This is a genomic window from Enterobacter sp. BIDMC109, from assembly GCF_001037885.1.
Lineage (GTDB): Bacteria > Pseudomonadota > Gammaproteobacteria > Enterobacterales > Enterobacteriaceae > Enterobacter > Enterobacter hormaechei_C.
The window spans coordinates 4,577,201-4,596,497 of record NZ_KQ090002.1; the positions used below are offsets into that span (position 1 = coordinate 4,577,201).

Annotated in this window: 17 protein-coding genes; 8 read left to right on the forward strand and 9 right to left on the reverse strand. The window is 57.5% G+C overall.

Annotation, left to right across the window (positions count from 1 at the left end):
- Positions 1 to 31: 31 nt before the first annotated feature.
- The 4 genes from soxR to SK62_RS21530 all read left to right on the forward strand — a co-directional run bounded on the left by soxR (position 32) and on the right by SK62_RS21530 (position 4,964).
- Positions 32 to 490 carry a redox-sensitive transcriptional activator SoxR gene (gene soxR, locus SK62_RS21515; RefSeq protein WP_003860275.1) on the forward strand — a complete coding sequence of 153 codons (459 nt, stop codon included), beginning with the start codon at positions 32 to 34 and terminating at the stop codon, positions 488 to 490.
- A gap of 356 nt (positions 491 to 846) precedes the next feature.
- Positions 847 to 1,518: a glutathione S-transferase family protein gene (locus SK62_RS21520; protein ID WP_017694715.1), complete on the forward strand. Its 672-nt coding sequence runs from the start codon at positions 847 to 849 to the stop codon at positions 1,516 to 1,518.
- A gap of 297 nt (positions 1,519 to 1,815) precedes the next feature.
- On the forward strand, positions 1,816 to 3,165 hold the full coding sequence (gene ghxP / locus SK62_RS21525) for a guanine/hypoxanthine transporter GhxP (RefSeq protein WP_047718417.1): 1,350 nt from the start codon (positions 1,816 to 1,818) through the stop codon (positions 3,163 to 3,165).
- Between the two features lie 152 nt (positions 3,166 to 3,317).
- Positions 3,318 to 4,964 (forward strand): Na+/H+ antiporter, encoded by a 1,647-nt coding sequence (locus SK62_RS21530; protein ID WP_003860270.1) that lies wholly within the window; start codon positions 3,318 to 3,320, stop codon positions 4,962 to 4,964.
- Between the two features lie 75 nt (positions 4,965 to 5,039).
- Here the strand turns inward: SK62_RS21530 and SK62_RS21535 are convergent, their stop codons facing one another.
- On the reverse strand, positions 5,040 to 5,927 hold the full coding sequence (locus SK62_RS21535; protein ID WP_022646759.1) for a LysR family transcriptional regulator: 888 nt from the start codon (positions 5,925 to 5,927) through the stop codon (positions 5,040 to 5,042).
- A gap of 102 nt (positions 5,928 to 6,029) precedes the next feature.
- Here SK62_RS21535 and SK62_RS21540 point away from each other — a divergent pair, with 102 nt between their 5' ends.
- Entirely contained in the window at positions 6,030 to 6,440 is a 411-nt protein-coding gene (locus SK62_RS21540) for a CidA/LrgA family protein (RefSeq protein ID WP_017382632.1), read from the forward strand.
- On the forward strand, positions 6,433 to 7,122 hold the full coding sequence (locus SK62_RS21545) for an LrgB family protein (protein ID WP_047718415.1): 690 nt from the start codon (positions 6,433 to 6,435) through the stop codon (positions 7,120 to 7,122). The genes SK62_RS21540 and SK62_RS21545 overlap by 8 nt, the downstream gene beginning before the upstream one ends.
- A gap of 33 nt (positions 7,123 to 7,155) precedes the next feature.
- On the opposite strand, the gene actP is transcribed toward SK62_RS21545, so the two are convergent.
- The 3 genes from actP to acs all read right to left on the reverse strand — a co-directional run bounded on the left by actP (position 7,156) and on the right by acs (position 11,203).
- Positions 7,156 to 8,805, reverse strand: coding sequence for a cation/acetate symporter ActP (actP, locus tag SK62_RS21550; protein ID WP_017382634.1), 1,650 nt, complete (start codon positions 8,803 to 8,805; stop codon positions 7,156 to 7,158).
- Positions 8,802 to 9,116: a DUF485 domain-containing protein gene (locus tag SK62_RS21555; protein ID WP_017382635.1), complete on the reverse strand. Its 315-nt coding sequence runs from the start codon at positions 9,114 to 9,116 to the stop codon at positions 8,802 to 8,804. Before SK62_RS21555 ends, actP begins: the two co-directional genes overlap by 4 nt.
- Before the next feature lie 128 nt (positions 9,117 to 9,244).
- The gene (gene acs, locus SK62_RS21560; protein WP_048249883.1) at positions 9,245 to 11,203 is read right to left on the reverse strand and encodes an acetate--CoA ligase; all 1,959 of its coding nucleotides are present in this window, start codon (positions 11,201 to 11,203) and stop codon (positions 9,245 to 9,247) included.
- 423 nt (positions 11,204 to 11,626) lie between these two features.
- Between acs and gltP the strand changes: the two genes are divergently transcribed.
- Positions 11,627 to 12,940, forward strand: coding sequence for a glutamate/aspartate:proton symporter GltP (gltP, locus tag SK62_RS21565; RefSeq protein ID WP_015570199.1), 1,314 nt, complete (start codon positions 11,627 to 11,629; stop codon positions 12,938 to 12,940).
- 80 nt (positions 12,941 to 13,020) lie between these two features.
- Here the strand turns inward: gltP and SK62_RS21570 are convergent, their stop codons facing one another.
- From SK62_RS21570 to fdhF, 3 genes are all read right to left on the reverse strand, one after another.
- Positions 13,021 to 13,695: a tetratricopeptide repeat protein gene (locus SK62_RS21570; RefSeq protein ID WP_015570200.1), complete on the reverse strand. Its 675-nt coding sequence runs from the start codon at positions 13,693 to 13,695 to the stop codon at positions 13,021 to 13,023.
- A 121-nt stretch (positions 13,696 to 13,816) separates the two neighbouring features.
- A complete protein-coding gene (locus tag SK62_RS21575) occupies positions 13,817 to 13,969 on the reverse strand; it encodes a Hok/Gef family protein (RefSeq protein ID WP_042719158.1) in 153 nt (50 codons plus the stop codon).
- Positions 13,970 to 14,291: 322 nt separating this feature from the next.
- A complete protein-coding gene (gene fdhF, locus SK62_RS21580) occupies positions 14,292 to 16,439 on the reverse strand; it encodes a formate dehydrogenase subunit alpha (protein WP_080024796.1) in 2,148 nt (715 codons plus the stop codon).
- Positions 16,440 to 16,695: 256 nt separating this feature from the next.
- Here fdhF and SK62_RS21590 point away from each other — a divergent pair, with 256 nt between their 5' ends.
- Positions 16,696 to 17,427: a response regulator gene (locus SK62_RS21590; RefSeq protein WP_032104458.1), complete on the forward strand. Its 732-nt coding sequence runs from the start codon at positions 16,696 to 16,698 to the stop codon at positions 17,425 to 17,427.
- Here the strand turns inward: SK62_RS21590 and SK62_RS21595 are convergent.
- Both SK62_RS21595 and SK62_RS21600 read right to left on the reverse strand, forming a co-directional pair.
- On the reverse strand, positions 17,409 to 18,428 hold the full coding sequence (locus SK62_RS21595; RefSeq protein WP_047718412.1) for a carbohydrate kinase family protein: 1,020 nt from the start codon (positions 18,426 to 18,428) through the stop codon (positions 17,409 to 17,411). The two genes, SK62_RS21590 and SK62_RS21595, sit on opposite strands and share 19 nt — an antisense overlap.
- Positions 18,428 to 19,288 (reverse strand): ketose 1,6-bisphosphate aldolase, encoded by an 861-nt coding sequence (locus SK62_RS21600; RefSeq protein WP_047718410.1) that lies wholly within the window; start codon positions 19,286 to 19,288, stop codon positions 18,428 to 18,430. The genes SK62_RS21595 and SK62_RS21600 overlap by 1 nt, the downstream gene beginning before the upstream one ends.
- Between the last annotated feature and the right edge of the window lie 9 nt (positions 19,289 to 19,297).

Sequence of the window (19,297 nt, forward strand, 5' to 3'; positions counted from 1 at the left end):
TCCTCAAGTTAACTTGAGGTAAAGAGGTTTTATGGAAAAGAGATTACCGCGCATCAAAGCGCTGTTAACCCCCGGTGAAGTGGCTAAGCGAAGCGGTGTGGCGGTGTCGGCGCTCCACTTCTATGAAAGCAAAGGGTTAATAAAAAGTATCCGTAACGCCGGAAACCAGCGGCGCTATACCCGCGATGTGCTCCGCTACGTGGCGATCATCAAAATTGCGCAACGTATCGGCATTCCTCTGGCCACCATCGGTGACGCGTTCGGCGTATTGCCGGAAGGGCACTCGCTGAGCGCGAAGGAGTGGAAGCAGCTGTCGTCCCAGTGGCGAGAAGAGCTGGATCGTCGTATTCACACGCTGGTGGCCCTGCGCGATGAGCTGGACGGCTGCATTGGTTGCGGGTGTTTATCACGCAGCGATTGTCCGCTACGTAACCCGGGTGACAGGCTGGGCGAGCAGGGAACGGGGGCGCGGTTGCTGGAGGAGGATTGAGAGGTGTTTGCCGGATGGCGCTTCGCTTACCCGGCCTACGCTCTCGGTTTTGCAGGTCGGGTAAGGCGCAGCCGCCACCCGGCAACAAGCATAAAGAACTAAAGCGCCACTAAGGGCGCTTTAGTTTTTTCCGGTCTTTGTCTTTCTCTCTATCCCGCTGGCTCACGGGAGGGTTTCCCCCGACATCAGTACCCCTCGTGTCGAGCTTGTGGAGGAGGTTCCGGTTTGTACTGACACTTTAATTCTATGCCCGGCCGCCGTTTTTGCCACCGGAGACGGTGAGATTTTAGCCAAATTTTTTTCGTGAAGTTGTTCAGTTTTCTATAGTTAAAAAGTATGAATCACCGGAGAACATCATGCTAACGGTCCACCACCTTAATCAGTCTCGTTCACATCGCGTCCTCTGGGCGCTGGAAGAGCTGGGTCTGACGTATGAGATTGTGCGCTACCAGCGCGAGAAATCCATGCTTGCACCGGATTCGCTCAAAAAAGTGCATCCGCTGGGGAAATCCCCGGTACTGGAAGATAACGGACTGGTGCTGGCCGAATCAGGCGCGATTCTGGAATATCTTCAGGAAACGTACGATTCGGCGTCACGATTCAAACCGTTAGATCCCGCCCATAAAGTGCAGTATCGCTTCTGGCTGCATTACGCCGAAGGGTCTTTGATGCCGCTCCTGTTAATGAAGCTGGTGTTTAACAGCCTCGGCAAACCACCCGTCCCGTTTGGCCTGCGCACGCTGGGTAAGGCGCTGGGGCAGGGGGTGCAAAAAGCGTATCTCAACCGCCAGCTGGAAACGCATGCGCGCTTTATTAACGATCATCTTGCCGAAAACAGCTGGTTTGCCGGCGACACGCTGACCATGGCTGATATCCAGATGAGTTTTCCCCTCTTCGCCCTGCTGGCGAGAGGCGGCATCGACAATCTCGACCACATAGCGGCGTGGAAACAGAGAGTGGAGGCACGTCCGGGCTGGCAGACAACGCTTGCGAAAGGCGGCCCGCTGACAATCCCCGGCGAGGGATGAAATGTAACGAAATTGCGCATGGACGATAACGTTTGCGCATCCTCTGCTTAATTCTTCATCGCCATGAGGCAATTTTAGCGAAAAACGAGAAAGTTCAGTTGAAAAGGGCGGGTATTAGGCTAGATAATCGTTTGCCTACATTTGACCACCCGTTTTGTAAGCGCGGAGCTAAACGTTTGCTTTTTTTGTGACGCCCCTTTCGTCGCAAACGCAGCACAAGGATTTGACGTTTCGCTGGCAGTGGAGTCTCCACCACGCTTACGGACTTTCAATAAAAATTTTCAGGGGATGTTTTCTATGTCTTCGCCATCTGCGCGTACCGGCGGTTCACTTGACGCCATGTTTAAAATTTCTGCTCGCGGCAGCACCGTGCGCCAGGAAGTTGTTGCCGGTCTGACCACGTTTCTGGCGATGGTGTACTCCGTCATCGTGGTGCCAGGCATGCTCGGCAAAGCGGGCTTCCCGCCAGCGGCGGTCTTCGTTGCCACCTGCCTGGTTGCGGGTGTGGGTTCGATTGTGATGGGCCTGTGGGCGAACCTGCCGCTGGCGATCGGGTGCGCCATCTCCCTGACCGCGTTTACCGCCTTCAGCCTGGTGCTGGGCCAGCATATCAGCGTCCCGGTAGCGCTCGGCGCCGTGTTCCTGATGGGCGTGCTGTTCACCGTAATTTCAGCAACCGGCATTCGTAGCTGGATTTTGCGCAACCTGCCGCAGGGCGTGGCGCACGGCACCGGCATCGGTATTGGCCTGTTCCTGCTGCTGATCGCTGCCAACGGCGTGGGTCTGGTCATCAAGAACCCGCTGGACGGCCTGCCGGTTGCGCTGGGTAACTTCGCGAGCTTCCCGGTGATCATGTCGCTGGTGGGTCTGGCGGTGATCATTGGCCTGGAAAAACTGAAAGTGCCGGGCGGCATTCTGCTGACCATTATCGGCGTGTCCATCGTCGGCCTGATCTTCGACCCGACCGTTCATTTCTCCGGGATTTTCGCCATGCCGTCGCTGAGCGATGACAACGGTAACTCCCTGATTGGCAGCCTGGATATTGTGGGCGCGCTGAACCCGGTGATCCTGCCAAGCGTGCTGGCGCTGGTAATGACCGCGGTGTTTGATGCCACGGGCACCATCCGCGCGGTGGCCGGTCAGGCTAACCTGCTGGATAAAGACGGACAGATTATTGACGGCGGCAAAGCGCTGACCACCGACTCCCTGAGCAGCGTTTTCTCTGGCCTGGTGGGTGCGGCGCCTGCGGCGGTGTACATTGAGTCCGCAGCGGGTACGGCGGCAGGCGGTAAAACCGGCCTGACGGCCATCACCGTTGGCGTGCTGTTCCTGCTGATCCTGTTCCTCTCTCCGCTCTCTTATCTGGTGCCGGCTTACGCGACCGCACCTGCGCTGATGTACGTCGGCCTGCTGATGCTGAGCAACGTAGCGAAAATCGACTTCGCGGATTTTGTTGATGCCATGTCCGGCCTGATCACTGCGGTATTCATCGTGCTGACCTGTAATATCGTGACCGGCATTATGATCGGCTTCGCCTCGCTGGTGATTGGGCGTCTGGTCTCCGGTGAGTGGCGTAAGCTGAACATCGGTACCGTGGTCATCGCTGTTGCGCTGGTGGCGTTCTACGCGGGCGGCTGGGCCATCTGAATTGACTTTTTATGCGAAAACGGGTGGCTCAGGCCGCCCGTTTTTATTTTCAGGACTCATCCTGTTGCCTTTTACGTTACTCTGGAGAGGATAGAATAAGAGGCACGACGCCTCAGGTTTGGCATATAAGAAACACAGCAAACAGGGAACGCATGGAAATTTTCTTCACAATACTCATCATGACCCTTGTGGTCTCATTATCCGGGGTGGTTACACGCGTACTGCCCTTCCAGGTCCCCCTGCCTTTAATGCAAATAGCTATCGGTGCGCTGCTGGCGTGGCCGACGTTCGGTCTGCACGTGGAGTTCGATCCGGAACTGTTCCTCGTGCTGTTTATCCCGCCGCTGCTGTTTGCCGATGGCTGGAAAACGCCGACGCGCGAATTTCTGGAGCACGGGCGAGAGATCTTCGGCCTGGCGCTGGCGCTGGTGGTGGTCACCGTGGTCGGGATTGGTTTCCTGATCTACTGGGCCGTACCGGGGATCCCGCTCATACCCGCCTTTGCGCTGGCCGCCGTGCTGTCGCCTACCGACGCCGTGGCGCTGTCCGGCATTGTGGGCGAAGGGCGCATTCCAAAGAAAATCATGGGCATTTTGCAGGGCGAGGCGCTGATGAACGACGCCTCTGGCCTGGTCGCCCTGAAGTTTGCCGTGGCGGTTGCCATGGGCACCATGGTCTTTACCGTCGGCGGCGCGACCCTGGAATTCTTCAAGGTGGCGATTGGCGGTATCCTCGCGGGCTTCGTAGTGAGCTGGCTGTACGGACGCTCGCTGCGCTTCCTTAGCCGCTGGGGTGGTGATGAACCGGCGACGCAGATCGTCCTGCTGTTCCTGCTGCCGTTTGCCTCTTACCTGATTGCCGAACACATTGGCGTGTCGGGCATTCTGGCGGCGGTAGCCGCGGGGATGACCATCACCCGCTCCGGCGTTATGCGGCGCGCGCCGCTGGCGATGCGCCTGCGCGCGAACAGTACCTGGGCTATGCTCGAGTTTGTGTTTAACGGCATGGTGTTCCTGCTGTTGGGCCTGCAACTGCCGGGCATTATGGAATCCTCGCTGATTGCGGCCGAAGCGGATCCAAACGTTGAAGTCTGGATGCTGTTTACCGATATCGTGCTCATCTACCTTGCGCTGATGCTGGTGCGTTTCGGCTGGCTGTGGACGATGAAGAAATTCAGCGTTCGCTTCCTGACCAAAAAGCCGATGGAGTTTGGCTCGTGGACTACGCGCGAGCTGCTGATTGCCTCATTCGCGGGCGTTCGCGGGGCGATCACCCTTGCTGGTGTGCTCTCCATTCCTCTGCTGCTGCCGACGGGTGACGTCTTCCCGGCGCGCTACGAGCTGGTGTTCCTGGCGGCGGGCGTGATCCTCTTCTCCCTGTTTGTCGGCGTGATTATGCTGCCGATTCTGCTGCAACATATCGACGCGGGTGACTCCTCGCAGCAGCACAAAGAAGAGCGGATTGCCCGTGCGGCGACGGCGGAAGTGGCGATTGTCGCCATCGAGAAGATGGAGGAGCGTCTGGCCGCCGATGCCGAAGAGAACATTGATAACCAGCTGCTGAAGGAAGTCAGTTCACGCGTGATCGGTAATTTGCGTCGCCGTGCTGACGGACGTAACGACGTGGAAAGTTCGTTGCAGGAAGAGAACCTCGAACGCCGTTTCCGCCTGGCGGCGCTGCGCTCCGAGCGTGCCGAGCTGTATCACCTGCGCGCCACGCGGCAGATCAGCAACGAGACGCTGCAAAAGCTGCTGCACGATCTGGATCTGCTGGAAGCGTTGTTGATAGAGAATCAGTAGCGCTGTAATTGCCCGGTGGCGCTGCGCTTACCGGGCCTACGTGCTCGATCGGTTCCCTCTCCCTGTGGGAGAGGGTTAGGGTGAGGGTACCCAAAACCCCTCACAGCATTGCAACCACGCCTGCGCGCTGTGCGACAGATAGACCCCTTCACGCCAGATCATCCCCAGCTGCCAGTGCAGGTCGCTCTCCAGCGGGATCCAGCGCAGCGTATTTTTATCCAGCCGCTCGCAGATCGGCTGCGGCAGAATGGCAATCCCCACGCCCGCCTGTACCATCGCCGCCAGAAAATCCCACTGGCCGCTGCGCACCGCAATGCGCGGCTTCACGTTATGCTGGTTAAACAGCGCCATCAGCTGGCGGCTTAAGGCAAAATCTTCGTTGTAAATCAGCAGCGGGTGTTCGCCGAGCAGCTCGGGTTTTACTGACTCAATCTTCAGCCAGTCGCCGGAGCGCGGCACCAGCACGCACAGCGGGTGGCTGAACAGAGGCAGCGTCGCCAGGCCGCTTTCCTCCTCCACGGGAAGGGCCGTCATGGCCACGTCCAGTTCACCGTTCATCACCGCCTGCTGCACGGTCAGGCCGCCAAATTCAGAAATTTTTAGCTCAACGCCGGGATAGCGCTGACGAAACAGGCTTATCGGACCGGCCATCATCATGCCGACCATCGGCGGAATACCGAGCCGCAGCAGCCCTTTTGTCAGATGGTTGATGTCCCCAAGCTCGGCCTCCAGCTGGCGGAACTCCGCCAGAATTGCCAGCCCGCGCTCGAACACCACGCGACCGGTATCGGTCAGCAGCAGCTTGCGCCCGTCGCGGATCAGCAGGGTACAGTTCAGCTCATCTTCGAGGTTTTTCAGCATCTTGCTGATGGTTGGCTGGGTTACGAATAACTTCTCCGCTGCGCGGGTAAAACTTTGCTGGCGAACCACCTCGACAAAATAGCGCAGCGTTCTTATGTCCATGATTATTCCTCGAAACTATACCTTCGATGATTTTAATTCATTTCAGTCGATACCGTACGCTCACTATACTGGCGCCTCGTCTCATTTCTGAGGAAAACCCCCATGGCCGTGGCGTTAAGCCGTGTTACGCCTGCCGTTGTTCAACGACTCCAGGTACCGGTTCAGGTACTGCTTTACGCGGGACTGTTTGTTTTCGCGGAATATCTTGTCGACTGGCTGCATCTGCCTTTACCCGCCAACCTGGTGGGGATGGTGCTGTTGCTGACGCTGATCCTCTGTCGCGCGTTGCCCCTTAGCTGGGTGCGGGCCGGCGCACGCTGGTTGCTGGCGGAGATGCTGCTGTTCTTTGTGCCGGCCGTGGTGGCGGTGGTGAACTATGCCCAGCTGCTGATGGTCGACGGCTGGCGCATCTTTGCGGTTATCGCCCTGAGCACGATGATGGTGCTGGGCGCCACCGCCTGGGTGGTGGATAAAGTGTATCGCTTTGAAATCAGCAGGCAGAAGCATGACTAACTTTCAGATAAGCGTGCTGTGCCTGATTGCGACAGTCGTCATCTACTTTGCCAACAAGCGCCTGTATCGCCGCTTTCGCGCGCTGCCGCTGATGCCGCTGGTATTTACGCCGATCCTGCTGGTGCTGATGCTGGTCTTCGGCCATATCTCCTGGCAGAACTACATTGGCGAATCCCACTGGCTGCTGTGGCTGCTCGGCCCGGCGACCATTGCCTTCGCCGTACCCGTTTATGACAACCTCGCCATTATCAAACGCCACTGGATGTCGCTCAGCGCGGGCGTCGTCACCGCGACGGTGGTGGCGGTGTGCAGCTCGGTCTGGCTGGCGCGGCTGTTTACGCTGCCTGATGAAATCCAGCGCAGCCTGGCGGTGCGTTCGGTGACCACGCCGTTTGCGCTGGCAGCCGCCAAACCGCTCGGTGGCCAGCCGGATCTGGTGGCGCTGTTTGTGGTGGTGACAGGCGTCTTCGGCATGGCTGTGGGGGATGTGCTGTTTCTGCGGCTTTCCATTCGCGAAGGGATGGCGAAAGGGGCGGGGTTTGGCGCGGCGTCGCACGGGGCGGGGACGGCACGTTTGTATGAGCTGGGACAGCAGGAGGGCGTTGTTGCGAGCCTGGTGATGATGCTTTCGGGCGTCACGATGGTGCTGATTGCGCCGCTGGTGGCGTGGGTGATGTTTTAAGCTCCCCGGCCAGAGCGACCGGGGAGAAAAGGCTTAGTGCGCGCGGCCCTGCTCAACGCCCAGGCCGGTTTGCGAGCGGATAAACTGGGCGCGGAATTTTTCACGCTCCAGGTTACCCTCCGGTGAATTATCGGTGGCAGAGAAGATCCAGATCCCGATAAACGCCACGGCAATGGAGAACAGCGCCGGGTATTCATACGGGAAGATAGCGCTTTCGTGACCGAGGATCTGCACCCAGATGGTCGGGCCGAGGATCATCAGAATCACCGCCGTCAGCAGGCCCAGCCAGCCGCCGATCATCGCCCCACGGGTGGTCAGTTTTGACCAGTACATGGAGAGCAGAATGATCGGGAAGTTACAGCTTGCCGCAATCGAGAAGGCCAGCCCGACCATAAAGGCGATGTTCTGTTTCTCGAACAAAATCCCCAGCAGGATGGCGACGACGCCCAGCACCAGCACGGTGATTTTGGAGACTTTCAGCTCATCGCGCTCGCTTGCGCCTTTGCGGAAGACGTTGGCGTAGAGGTCATGCGAAACCGCCGACGCGCCGGCCAGCGTCAGCCCTGCAACCACCGCGAGGATGGTGGCAAAGGCCACGGCAGAGATAAAGCCGAGGAACAGGTTGCCGCCCACCGCGTCGGCCAGATGCACCGCCGCCATGTTGTTACCGCCGATAAGCGCGCCCGCCGCGTCTTTAAACGCCGGGTTTGCCCCCACCAGCATGATTGCGCCGAAGCCGATGATAAAGGTCAGAATGTAGAAGTAGCCCATAAACCCGGTAGCGTAGAACACGCTTTTACGCGCTTCACGCGCATCTGACACCGTGAAGAAACGCATCAGGATATGCGGCAGGCCAGCGGTACCGAACATCAGGCCGAGACCGAGCGAGAGCGCGGATATCGGATCTTTCACCAGCCCGCCCGGGCTCATGATCGCTTCCCCTTTCGGGTGGACCGCCATCGCTTCGGTAAACAGATTATTGAAGCTGAACCCGACGTGCTTCATCACCATAAAGGCCATAAAGCTGGCGCCGAACAGCAGCAGTACCGCTTTGATGATCTGTACCCAGGTGGTGGCCAGCATGCCGCCGAACAGGACGTACATCACCATCAGCACGCCGACCAGCACCACCGCGACGTGGTAGTTCAGGCCGAACAGCAGCTCGATCAGTTTGCCCGCGCCGACCATCTGGGCGATCAGATAGAGTGCCACCACCACCAGCGAACCGCAGGCGGAGAGGGTACGAATCGGCCCCTGCTTCAGGCGATAGGAAGCGACGTCAGCAAAGGTATAGCGTCCCAGGTTACGCAGGCGCTCGGCAATCAGGAACAGAATGATTGGCCAGCCCACCAGGAACCCGAGGGAGTAGATCAGGCCGTCATACCCTGAGGTATACACCAGCGCGGAGATCCCAAGGAACGAGGCGGCGGACATAAAGTCCCCCGCTATCGCCAGCCCGTTCTGGAAGCCGGTAATGTTGCCGCCCGCGGTGTAGTAATCGTTACGGGAGCGTACGCGTTTCGACGCCCAGTAGGTGATATACAGCGTCAGCACCACGAAAATCAGGAACATGATAATCGCCTGCCAGTTGGTTGGCTGGCGCTGAACCTCGCCGGTAAGGGCATCTGCCGCATGGGCAGCAAAGGGAAGTGTGGCGGCTAGCGCCGTCAGGACTCGCTTCATGATGCTTTTACCTCGCGCAGAACTTCTCTGTTAAGACGATCGAATTCACCGTTCGCACGCCAGACGTACACACCCGTGAGCACAAACGAAATGATGATCACGCCAATCCCAATCGGAATACCGCGCGTGACGCTGGTACCCTCATGCAGCGGGGTGCCCAGCCAGTGCGGCGCAAAGGCGATCAGCAGAATAAAGCCGACGTAGATAATCAGCATGATGATGGAAAGGATGAAGGCAAACCGTTGCCGTTTTTCGACGAGCTCCCTGTAGTGCGCACTATTCTCTATCTGCTGACAAATATCGTTATTCATCACAGAGTCTCCAGAAGTAAGGTTGGTTTGTTTTTATCCCCTCTCCCCTGTGGGGAGAGGGTGAGGGGAGGAAGGTGCGGTCTGATGCCCTCACCCCGGCCCTCTCCCACGGGGAGAGGGAGAAAACACTAGGAAGGCATTGCGATGGCCTGCTTCTCTTCGAGCAGTTTGTCCACCACGCCAGGATCGGCCAGCGTTGAGGTATCACCGAGGTTACTGGTGTCGCCCGCCGCGATTTTGCGCAGGATACGGCGCATAATCTTGCCGGAACGGGTTTTCGGCAGCGAGTCGGTCCAGTGCAGCACGTCCGGCGTGGCAAGCGGGCCGATCTCTTTACGCACCCAGTTGCGCACCTCGGTATACAGCTCTGGCGAGGGTTCTTCGCCGTGGTTCAGGGTGACGTAGGCGTAGATCGCCTGGCCTTTGATGTTGTGAGGAATGCCGACAACCGCCGCTTCGGCAATTTTCGGATGCGACACCAGCGCAGATTCAATTTCCGCCGTACCCAGACGGTGGCCGGAAACGTTCAACACGTCGTCCACGCGTCCGGTGATCCAGTAATAACCGTCTTCATCCCGGCGCGCGCCGTCGCCGCTGAAGTACATGTTTTTGAAGGTCGAGAAGTAGGTCTGCTCGAAGCGCTCATGGTCGCCGAACAGGGTACGCGCCTGGCCAGGCCAGGAATCGACGATCACCAGGTTGCCCTCGGTAGCGCCTTCCTGCGGATTGCCTTCGTTATCCACCAGCGCAGGCTGCACGCCGAAGAACGGACGGGTGGCCGAACCGGCTTTCAGCTGCGTGGCGCCCGGCATCGGGGTGATCATGAAGCCGCCGGTTTCGGTCTGCCACCAGGTATCCATCACCGGGCACTTCTTGTTGCCGATCTTCTTCCAGTACCACTCCCAGGCTTCGGGGTTGATCGGCTCGCCCACGGAGCCGAGGATACGCAGGGAAGAGCGGTCGGTCCCTTCGATGGCTTTATCGCCTTCCGCCATTAGCGCGCGGATCGCCGTTGGCGCGGTATAGAGAATGTTGACCTGATGCTTATCAACCACCTGGCACATACGCGCCGGGGTCGGCCAGTTCGGTACGCCTTCAAACATCAGCGTCGTTGCGCCGCAGGCCAGCGGGCCGTACAGCAGGTAGCTGTGACCGGTGACCCAGCCCACGTCGGCGGTACACCAGTAGATGTCGCCCGGATGATAGTCGAAAACGTATTTAAAGGTGGTGGCCGCATAGACCAGATAACCGCCGGTGGTATGCAGCACGCCTTTCGGCTTACCGGTGGAGCCGGAGGTATACAGGATAAACAGCGGATCTTCCGCGTTCATCTCTTCCGGCTGATGCTGGTCGCTCGCGTTTTCAATCAGATCGCTCCACCACAGGTCGCGCCCCTCGTGCCAGTCGATTTTGCCGCCCGTGCGCTTGAGGACAATGACGTTGTTGATGGATTTTACGTTCGGGTTTTTCAGCGCTGCATCAACGTTTTTCTTCAGCGGAATACCGCGCCCGGCGCGCACGCCCTCGTCAGCGGTGATCACCAGCTTCGAATTTGAGTCGACAATACGCCCGGCAACCGCCTCCGGCGAGAAACCGCCGAAGATCACGGAGTGGATCGCGCCGATGCGCGCGCAGGCCAGCATAGCCACGGCGGCTTCCGGCACCATTGGCATATAGATCGCCACCACATCGCCTTTTTTAATGCCCTGGGCCAGCAGCACGTTGGCAAAGCGGCACACGTCGCGATGAAGTTCTTTATACGAGATGTGTTTACTCTGAGAGGCATCGTCGCCTTCCCAGATGATGGCCGTTTCGTTGCCGCGTTCAGCAAGATGGCGGTCCAGGCAGTTCGCCGCCAGGTTCAGCGTGCCGTCTTCATACCATTTAATGGAGACGTTGCCCGGCGCGAAAGAGGTGTTCTTTACCTTCTGATAAGGTTTGATCCAGTCGAGGATGTGGCCCTGCTCACCCCAGAACGCGTCAGGGCTGGAAACGGACTGCTGGTATTTCTCCTGGTATTGCTCCGGGCTTATCAGGCAACGGTCCGCAATGTTTGCGGGAATGTCGTGTTTGTGTATTTGGCTCATGGCTTTTTTTCTCCTTGTAAGATGTTAATAATATGTCGCAAAAACGTTAATAGTAGGGGCTTTACAAGCTTTGTTTAGTATTTGGGCGACAGATCACGCAATGTCTGAAGAGTATGAAAATTGAGCGAATGAAACTTTGAAGGGAAATAATTCACCTGAAGAATTATTCACTTTTTTGAAGTGAAAATATTTTGTATAACAAATGGTTATTTATGCGAATTGCTATAAATTGCCGTCAATGACACTTTTTGCAGTGAAATGCCTCGTTCTTTAAGGCTTGCGCAGCATGCCGTGCAAATGATACTCATACGGCGCGTTAAAAAATCCCATAAACCAACGCAACACAATTCATACCCTTTCAGTATGTCTCCATATTCATGCAGTTTTGATGGTACGGAGATTTCATTGAGGAAGTCAGTTTCTATGAAAAATTTGAAAGTCAGCCTGGCCTGGCAGATCCTGCTGGCCCTTGTGCTGGGCATCTTGCTGGGCAGTTACCTCCATTATCATAGCGACAGCCGCGAGTGGCTGATTGCGAACCTTCTCTCCCCTGCGGGCGATATCTTTATTCATCTGATCAAGATGATTGTTGTGCCGATTGTGATCTCGACGCTGGTGGTCGGTATCGCGGGTGTCGGTGATGCGAAACAGTTAGGCCGCATCGGCGTTAAAACTATTCTCTATTTCGAAGTGATCACCACGGTTGCCATCGTTCTTGGCATCACCCTGGCGAATGTGTTCCAGCCTGGTGCCGGGATCGATATGTCGCAGCTGGCGACGGTGGATATTTCGAAATACCAAAGCACAACCGCCGATGTGCAGAGCCATTCGCATGGGCTGATGGGGACTATTCTCTCGCTGGTGCCGACCAACATTATCGCGTCCATGGCGAAGGGCGAGATGCTGCCGATCATCTTCTTCTCGGTACTCTTTGGTCTGGGGCTTTCTTCCCTGCCCGCGACGCACCGTGAACCGCTGGTGACCGTGTTCCGATCTGTCTCCGAAACCATGTTCAAAGTCACCCACATGGTGATGCGTTATGCGCCGGTCGGGGTATTCGCGCTGATTGCGGTGACCGTAGCGAACTTCGGCTTTGCCTCCCTGTGGCCGCTGGCGAAGCTGGTGATTCTGGTGCACTTCGCGATTCTGTTCTTCGCGCTGGTAGTGCTGGGCATTGTGGCGCGCCTGTGCGGGCTCAGCATCTGGATCCTGATCCGCATCCTGAAGGATGAGCTGATTCTGGCCTACTCCACGGCAAGCTCCGAGAGCGTACTGCCGCGTATCATTGAGAAGATGGAGGCCTACGGTGCGCCGGCGTCCATTACCAGCTTCGTGGTGCCAACGGGTTACTCCTTTAACCTGGATGGTTCGACGCTGTATCAGAGTATTGCGGCAATCTTTATTGCGCAGCTGTACGGCATTGACCTGTCGCTGTGGCAGGAGATCGTGCTGGTTCTGACGCTGATGGTGACTTCAAAAGGCATCGCAGGCGTGCCGGGCGTCTCCTTCGTGGTGCTGCTGGCGACGCTGGGCAGCGTCGGTATTCCGCTGGAAGGCCTGGCGTTTATTGCCGGTGTGGACCGTATCCTCGACATGGCGCGTACTGCGCTGAACGTGGTGGGTAATGCGCTGGCGGTGCTGGTAATCTCCAAGTGGGAACACAAGTTCGACCGTAAAAAAGCGCTGGCGTATGAACGCGAGGTGCTGGGTCGTTTTGATAAAACGGCTGACCAGTAACATTCTAAGCCCGGTGGCGCTGCGCTTACCGGGCCTACGGGTTTTGTAGGCCGGGTAAGGCGAAGCCGCCACCCGGCACGTTACTCCCCGCTCAACGCATCAAACTCTTCACACCCGGTATCAAACCCTTCGGTACAGCTCAGGTTTAACCAGTAAAGCGCTTTCTGTTTATTCGGTGTGATAAAGCCTTTCTCACCCTGCCTGAACAGCATTCCTGCCCAGTACTCCGCATAGCCCGTCCGGGACAGAGCCGAACTCCGCTTGAACCACGACGCGGCCTGCACGTCATCCTGAGGGACTTCAACGCCGTTGGCATAGATCAGCCCCAGCAGCTGTTGCGCGTCTACCGCCGAGTCGCTATCGATGTCTTCGGTCGCCGATTGCAGCAGTGCGATGGCCTGCGGGTAGTCGGTTTTGCCCGCCTGCGTGTTCACCAGCACCCGCGCCAGCATGATCGCGCCGCGTTTGCTGCCCGCAATGTTTGCCTGCTGGGCCAGGGCTTTGGCCTGAGCATAGTCGCCCTGCGAAAAGTGGATTTGCGACAGCAGCGCCATGGCGTCGACATCACCGCCTTTTGCCGCTTTTTCCGCCCACAGTGCCGCCTGCGCGCTGTCGCCGGAACTGAACCAGGTATCGGCAAGATAATACTGCGCGCGCGCATCGCCCGCTTCAGCCTGCTTTTTATACTGGCTGCCTATCTCATCGGCATGGGCAAACGCGGTTAAAAATAACAACATCAGAAAAAGGGTTTTCATGGATTCTTATCATCTGGGTACACGCCGCGCAGTATAATCGCGGCGACAGAAGAAAAAAACGGGTGCGTTAAGACCTCAGCATCCCACAAGTCGGGCGGAACACGCGTTCCGCCCGAAGAGGTTAGCCTGCGTTACAGGCTAATTTCGCCGCCACCTCCTGATGTTCACTCTTTATTGAAAACTCGCAGAGCCTGCCGCGAGTAATAAAGGTAAAGATCACTATCGTCAGGCAAATAATAAAGACGATGCCTAACGCAGTTTTTAATGGCGTCATGCCTTTTACTCCTTGTGTAAAAAAGAATAAGAGGCTACTCTCAACCTGTTGGTAGTTGAGGGAGTAGCCTCGGGTAAATGAAAATTTCCCGGGGCTTCCTACTTTCTGTCCCTCAACAATGCTCAAGACAGAAAGTCTTAAGCACCCGCCGCACATCTTATCCCTCTGAATTAAAATGCAAAGATGTAATTCTTTTTCGCACGAATTACATTATTTCTGCGAGCCGCTTTCCAGAATAACAATTGATATTTTTAATGTGTTAAGCGGAAATAAAAAGGGAGTGAATATCTCACTCCCTTTATTCATCGATTAATTAACGGCATCAACCCATTGCGCTTTCACGCAGGCGGGCTTTCAGCTTGTTATATTCGTCGATCACATACTGTTCCGCAGCGTGTTGATCCGCAATGGGCTCCACGTTTACGGCGCAGTATTTATACTCCGGCGTTTTGGTTATCGGGCTTAAGTTCTCCGTCACCAGCTCGTTACAGGCGCCAATCCACCACTGGTAGGTCATATAGACTGCCCCTTTGTTCGGACGGTCGCTGACCTGTGCGCGGGTAATGATGCGGCCCTTACGCGAGTTCACCCACACCAGCGCTTCATCTTCAATACCGAGCCGTTCGGCATCGGCGGTGTTGATCTGCGCGTAGCCCGGTTCATCCGCCAGCGCCGCCAGCGCGGCGCAGTTGCCGGTCATGGAGCGGCAGGAGTAGTGGCCCACTTCACGCACGGTGGAGAGCACCATCGGATACTCGTCGGTGAGCTTATCGATCGGCGCGACCCAGTCGCAGGTGAAGAACTGCGCCAGCCCGTTCGGGGTGTCGAACTTCTCTTTAAACAGGTATGACGTCCCCTGATCGGATTCTGACTCATCCCGGCACGGCCACTGGATGTAGCCCAGCTCACCCATTTTTTCATAGGTTGCCCCATAAAAGTCCGGGCACAGATGCCGCAACTCGTCCCAGATCTCCTGGGTGTTGTTGTAGTGCATCGGGTAGCCCATGCGGGTGGCGATTTCGCTGATGATCTGCCAGTCTGTTTTTAGATCCCACTTCGGCTCGACGGCCTTGAAGAAGCGCTGGAAGCCGCGGTCTGCCGCCGTATAGACACCTTCATGCTCGCCCCAGGAGGTCGACGGCAGAATCACATCCGCCGCCGCCGCGGTTTTGGTCATAAAGATATCCTGGACAATCACCAGCTCCAGATCCTCAAAGCCTTTGCGCACCGCAGACAGTTCGGCGTCGGTCTGGAGCGGATCTTCACCCATGATGTAGGCCGCACGTACTTCACCGTGCGCCGCGCGGTGCGGCAGCTCGCTGATGCGGTATCCGGTGTGTGCCGGCAGACTCTCCACGCCCCAGGCCTTCGCAAACTTCTCGCGGTTTTCCGGGAATTTGACGTACTGGTAGCCCGGATAGGTGTCCGGCAGCGCGCCCATATCACACGCACCCTGCACGTTATTCTGACCACGCACCGGGTTCACGCCCACATGCGCTTTACCCAGATTGCCGGTCAGCATGGCGAGGCTGGTGAGCGAGCGCACGGTTTCCACGCCCTGGTAGAACTGGGTCACGCCCATGCCCCATAGAATGGCGGCGGTTTTCGCTCCGGCGTACATCCGCGCCGCCTGGCGGATCTCCTGCGCGCTGACGCCGGTTATCGCCTCTACTGACTCCGGCGTATAGCCTTCGACAATCTTGCGATACTCTTCAAACCCTTCCGTACGGCTCGCGACAAACGCCTGGTCGTAGAGGTTCTCCTCAATAATGACATGCCCCATCGCATTCAACAGCGCGATGTTCGAGCCGTTTTTCAGCGCGATGTGCATATCCGCAATGCGCGCGGTTTCAATTTTACGCGGATCGCAGACGATGATTTTCGCCCCGTTCTGTTTGGCGCGAATAACGTGATTCGCGACGATAGGGTGAGAATCCGCCGGGTTGTAGCCGAAGATGAACACCAGATCGGTGTTATCTATCTCATTGATGGCATTACTCATTGCGCCGTTACCGACCGACTGGTGCAGACCTGCAACCGATGGGCCGTGTCAGACGCGAGCGCAGCAGTCGACGTTATTGGTACCAATAACGGCGCGCGCGAATTTTTGCATCACATAGTTGGTTTCATTCCCGGTTCCGCGTGAGGAGCCGGTGGTCTGAATCGCATCCGGGCCATACTTGGCCTTGATGGCGCTGAGGCGCGTGGCGACGTAATCCAGCGCTTCATTCCAGGAGACGGCTTCCAGCTTGCCGCCGCGCTCGCGGCGGATCATAGGGGTTTTCAGGCGCGGCGTGAGGATTTGGGTATCGTTAATAAAATCCCAGCCGTAGTACCCTTTCAGGCACAGCGTGCCCTGATTGGTTTTACCCTGCGCCGCTTCCGCCCGGACGATTTTGCCGTTATCGACCACCAGGTGGATCTTGCAACCTGAGGCACAATAAGGGCAAACCGTGACGACTTTTTTCATCACTTTGCTCCAGTTAAACAGTTCTTACCTGCCCAATATGCAGCTTCTATGCCATGTTTTTACTATGGGTATTTCCTGACTTTACGACCCTTTGCGGGGCAAAACCCTGACGAAAAACAGCCAATCGTCAAAATTGACGTGTCGAAAGGGCAGGGGATGTGACATGGATTGAATTTCCGTCACGTAAAAAACAATTCGGCTGGAGCCAGCGGCAGAATGGTTCAGACTTAACATAATTCCCTGACGGAAGCATGCGATGAAACCGGCGATTCTGGTGGTTGATGATGATGTCGCAGTCTGCGAACTGCTACAGGATGTGCTCAGCGAGCACGTCTTTACCGTGCTGACGTGTCACACCGGTCAGGACGCGGTGAACCGTGTCCAGCAGGACCCTGGCATTGCGCTGGTTCTGCTGGACATGATGCTGCCGGATATCAATGGATTACAGGTTTTGCTGCAACTGCAAAAGCAGCGACCATCGCTACCGGTGGTGATGCTGACGGGGCTGGGAAGTGAATCAGATGTGGTCGTCGGGCTGGAAATGGGCGCCGATGATTACATCGGAAAACCGTTCAATCCGCGCGTGGTGGTCGCCCGCGTTAAGGCGGTGCTGCGTCGAACCGGCGCGCTGGACGCGGAGCCTGCCGCGCCGCGCGTTGAAGGTATTGCCTTTAACGGCTGGACGCTGGACACCACCCGCTGCGAGCTGAGCGATCCGCAGCGTAATACCGTGCCGTTAACCCAGGGCGAATACGGCCTGCTGCTGGCATTAACGCAAAACGCCCGCCGGGTACTGAGTCGTGAACAGCTGCTGGAGCTGACCCACAGCGAAAGCGCCGAGGTCTTTGACCGCACTATCGACGTGTTGATCATGCGGCTACGGCGAAAAATTGAGGTCAATCCGCACCAGCCTTTGCTGATCAAAACCATTCGCGGTCTGGGCTATGTTTTTGCCACGGACGTTTCCCATCATGAGAAAGCCGCCTGACCGTTCTCCTGAATAAACGCCTGAAGCTCGGCCAGCGTTTTCGCGCCGTCAATCGCATTGGCCGCCAGCAGGCTGGCCCGCGCGCAGGCGTGCGCCAGATAAATACTCTCGGTAAGCGACAGCGATTCATGGCAACCGTATAAAAAGCCTGCGCAAAACGCGTCGCCCGCACCGACGCTGCCGATAATCTCGTCCTGCGTCAGCTTCCACGAAGGAACCCATTGCCCTTTTTCACCCGGCGCTTCACCCCATGCCCCTTCCGGACAGTGGATCACTACCCGCTGCCGCACGCCTGCTGCCAGCAACTGTGCGGCAGCGTCGGCGATATGGACCATGTTCAGCGCACCATGACCGTCGCGGATCTCAAGCCCGCTAAACTCACCGGCTTCCAGCTCGTTAATCACCAGATAATCAAGATGATGCAGGGCAGGGAGCACCAGCGGCTGATAGCGCGGATCGCCCTTGCGGGAGACCAGATCGAGCGAGGTTTCATACCCCTGATCGCGCATCTGTGCCAGTAACCGCGCGCTGCGGGTGCCAAACTCCTCGTCCGGCATGTCCAGGCTGTCGAGCAGCAGCAGATAGCCGAGATGGAAGATCTTCAGCGATCCGTCTAAACGATCGAAGGCGGGAAGATCCAGCAGGCGGTTGGCGCCCGGCGAGTGAAAAAAGGTGCGCTGTCCGCTGGGGTCGGTCATCACCTGCGACATCGACGTTGGGGCGAACGTTGTACGCTGCACGCGCTGGCGATTGACGTGATACTGGTCGAGCATCGCCAGAATATAGTCTCCGTCGCTGTCTTCCCCAATCAGCCCCACCGCCTGTAACGGCAGGCCGACGTGCATTTTCGCCAGCGTCAGCAGAACGTTGAGCGGCGCACCGCCGGTTGAGCGCTCACTGTGGGTGATTTCCGCCAGCCAGCCGCGCTCCGGCCACTGTACGATCTGGTGGACGTGATCCACCAGCATGTTGCCTGCGGCGATAATCCCTTTGCGTTCCATTATGCCTGCCCCGCGCTGCCGAAGATGCGCATCTGCTCCGCGACCGTATCGGTAATGGCCTCTTCAATGCCCAGCAGCAGTTCGGCAAACTCATCGTACAGCGGCTGGCGGTTCGCCATGCGCTGCTCAACGGCGGCGAGCGCGGCCTGCGACATGCCGGTATAGAAGTTGATTTTATGAATGCCCAGCTCGATAGCGCGGCGGAAGTCGGCATCGCTAATTCCCGAGCCGCCGTGTAAAACCAGCGGCAGCCCCGTCTGCTGGCGAATGGCGTCCAGACGCGTGAAATCAAGCTTCGGCTCGCCCTTGTATTTCCCGTGCGCGTTGCCAATGGCGACCGCCAGCGCGTCGATACCGGTTAAATCGACAAATTCGCGCGCCAGCTGCGGGTCGGTAAAGAACGCTTCATCGGCATGCCCATACAGCGCGCCGCCTTCATCTCCGCCGACTGCGCCCAGCTCCGCCTCCACCGAGACGCCCACCGCGTGGCACATCTTCACCACTTCCCGGGTCTGGCGGATATTTTCTTCATAGCTCAGCGTCGAGCCGTCGAACATCACCGAGCTGAACCCTAAGCGCAGGGCGCGCACGACGGCCTCAAAATGCAGCCCGTGGTCGAGGTTAAGCACCACGGGAATATCGTGACGGGCGGCTTCGAACTTCACCGCTTCAACAAGCGACTCCAGAGACACGTACTTAAAATGCACTTCGGCGATGTTGATGATAAACGGCGAGCGTTCCTGCTTCGCGGCGGCAAACAGCGCGCGCAGAAAATGGGAGTCGAGAACGTTGAACGCGCCCAGGGCGTAGCGGTGTTCTCTGGCGTGTGCCAGACTGTCGGCAAGAGAAATCAATGGCATCATTCACTC

Excerpts from the sequence above, each read along its gene's own strand:
- soxR (WP_003860275.1), top strand. The coding sequence starts at position 32 with ATGGAAAAGAGATTACCGCGCATCAAAGCGCTGTTAACCCCCGGTGAA.
- SK62_RS21520 (WP_017694715.1), top strand. The coding sequence starts at position 847 with ATGCTAACGGTCCACCACCTTAATCAGTCTCGTTCACATCGCGTCCTC.
- ghxP (WP_047718417.1), top strand. The coding sequence starts at position 1,816 with ATGTCTTCGCCATCTGCGCGTACCGGCGGTTCACTTGACGCCATGTTT.
- SK62_RS21530 (WP_003860270.1), top strand. The coding sequence starts at position 3,318 with ATGGAAATTTTCTTCACAATACTCATCATGACCCTTGTGGTCTCATTA.
- SK62_RS21535 (WP_022646759.1), bottom strand. The coding sequence starts at position 5,927 with ATGGACATAAGAACGCTGCGCTATTTTGTCGAGGTGGTTCGCCAGCAA.
- SK62_RS21540 (WP_017382632.1), top strand. The coding sequence starts at position 6,030 with ATGGCCGTGGCGTTAAGCCGTGTTACGCCTGCCGTTGTTCAACGACTC.
- SK62_RS21545 (WP_047718415.1), top strand. The coding sequence starts at position 6,433 with ATGACTAACTTTCAGATAAGCGTGCTGTGCCTGATTGCGACAGTCGTC.
- actP (WP_017382634.1), bottom strand. The coding sequence starts at position 8,805 with ATGAAGCGAGTCCTGACGGCGCTAGCCGCCACACTTCCCTTTGCTGCC.
- SK62_RS21555 (WP_017382635.1), bottom strand. The coding sequence starts at position 9,116 with ATGAATAACGATATTTGTCAGCAGATAGAGAATAGTGCGCACTACAGG.
- acs (WP_048249883.1), bottom strand. The coding sequence starts at position 11,203 with ATGAGCCAAATACACAAACACGACATTCCCGCAAACATTGCGGACCGT.
- gltP (WP_015570199.1), top strand. The coding sequence starts at position 11,627 with ATGAAAAATTTGAAAGTCAGCCTGGCCTGGCAGATCCTGCTGGCCCTT.
- SK62_RS21570 (WP_015570200.1), bottom strand. The coding sequence starts at position 13,695 with ATGAAAACCCTTTTTCTGATGTTGTTATTTTTAACCGCGTTTGCCCAT.
- SK62_RS21575 (WP_042719158.1), bottom strand. The coding sequence starts at position 13,969 with ATGACGCCATTAAAAACTGCGTTAGGCATCGTCTTTATTATTTGCCTG.
- SK62_RS21590 (WP_032104458.1), top strand. The coding sequence starts at position 16,696 with ATGAAACCGGCGATTCTGGTGGTTGATGATGATGTCGCAGTCTGCGAA.
- SK62_RS21595 (WP_047718412.1), bottom strand. The coding sequence starts at position 18,428 with ATGGAACGCAAAGGGATTATCGCCGCAGGCAACATGCTGGTGGATCAC.
- SK62_RS21600 (WP_047718410.1), bottom strand. The coding sequence starts at position 19,288 with ATGCCATTGATTTCTCTTGCCGACAGTCTGGCACACGCCAGAGAACAC.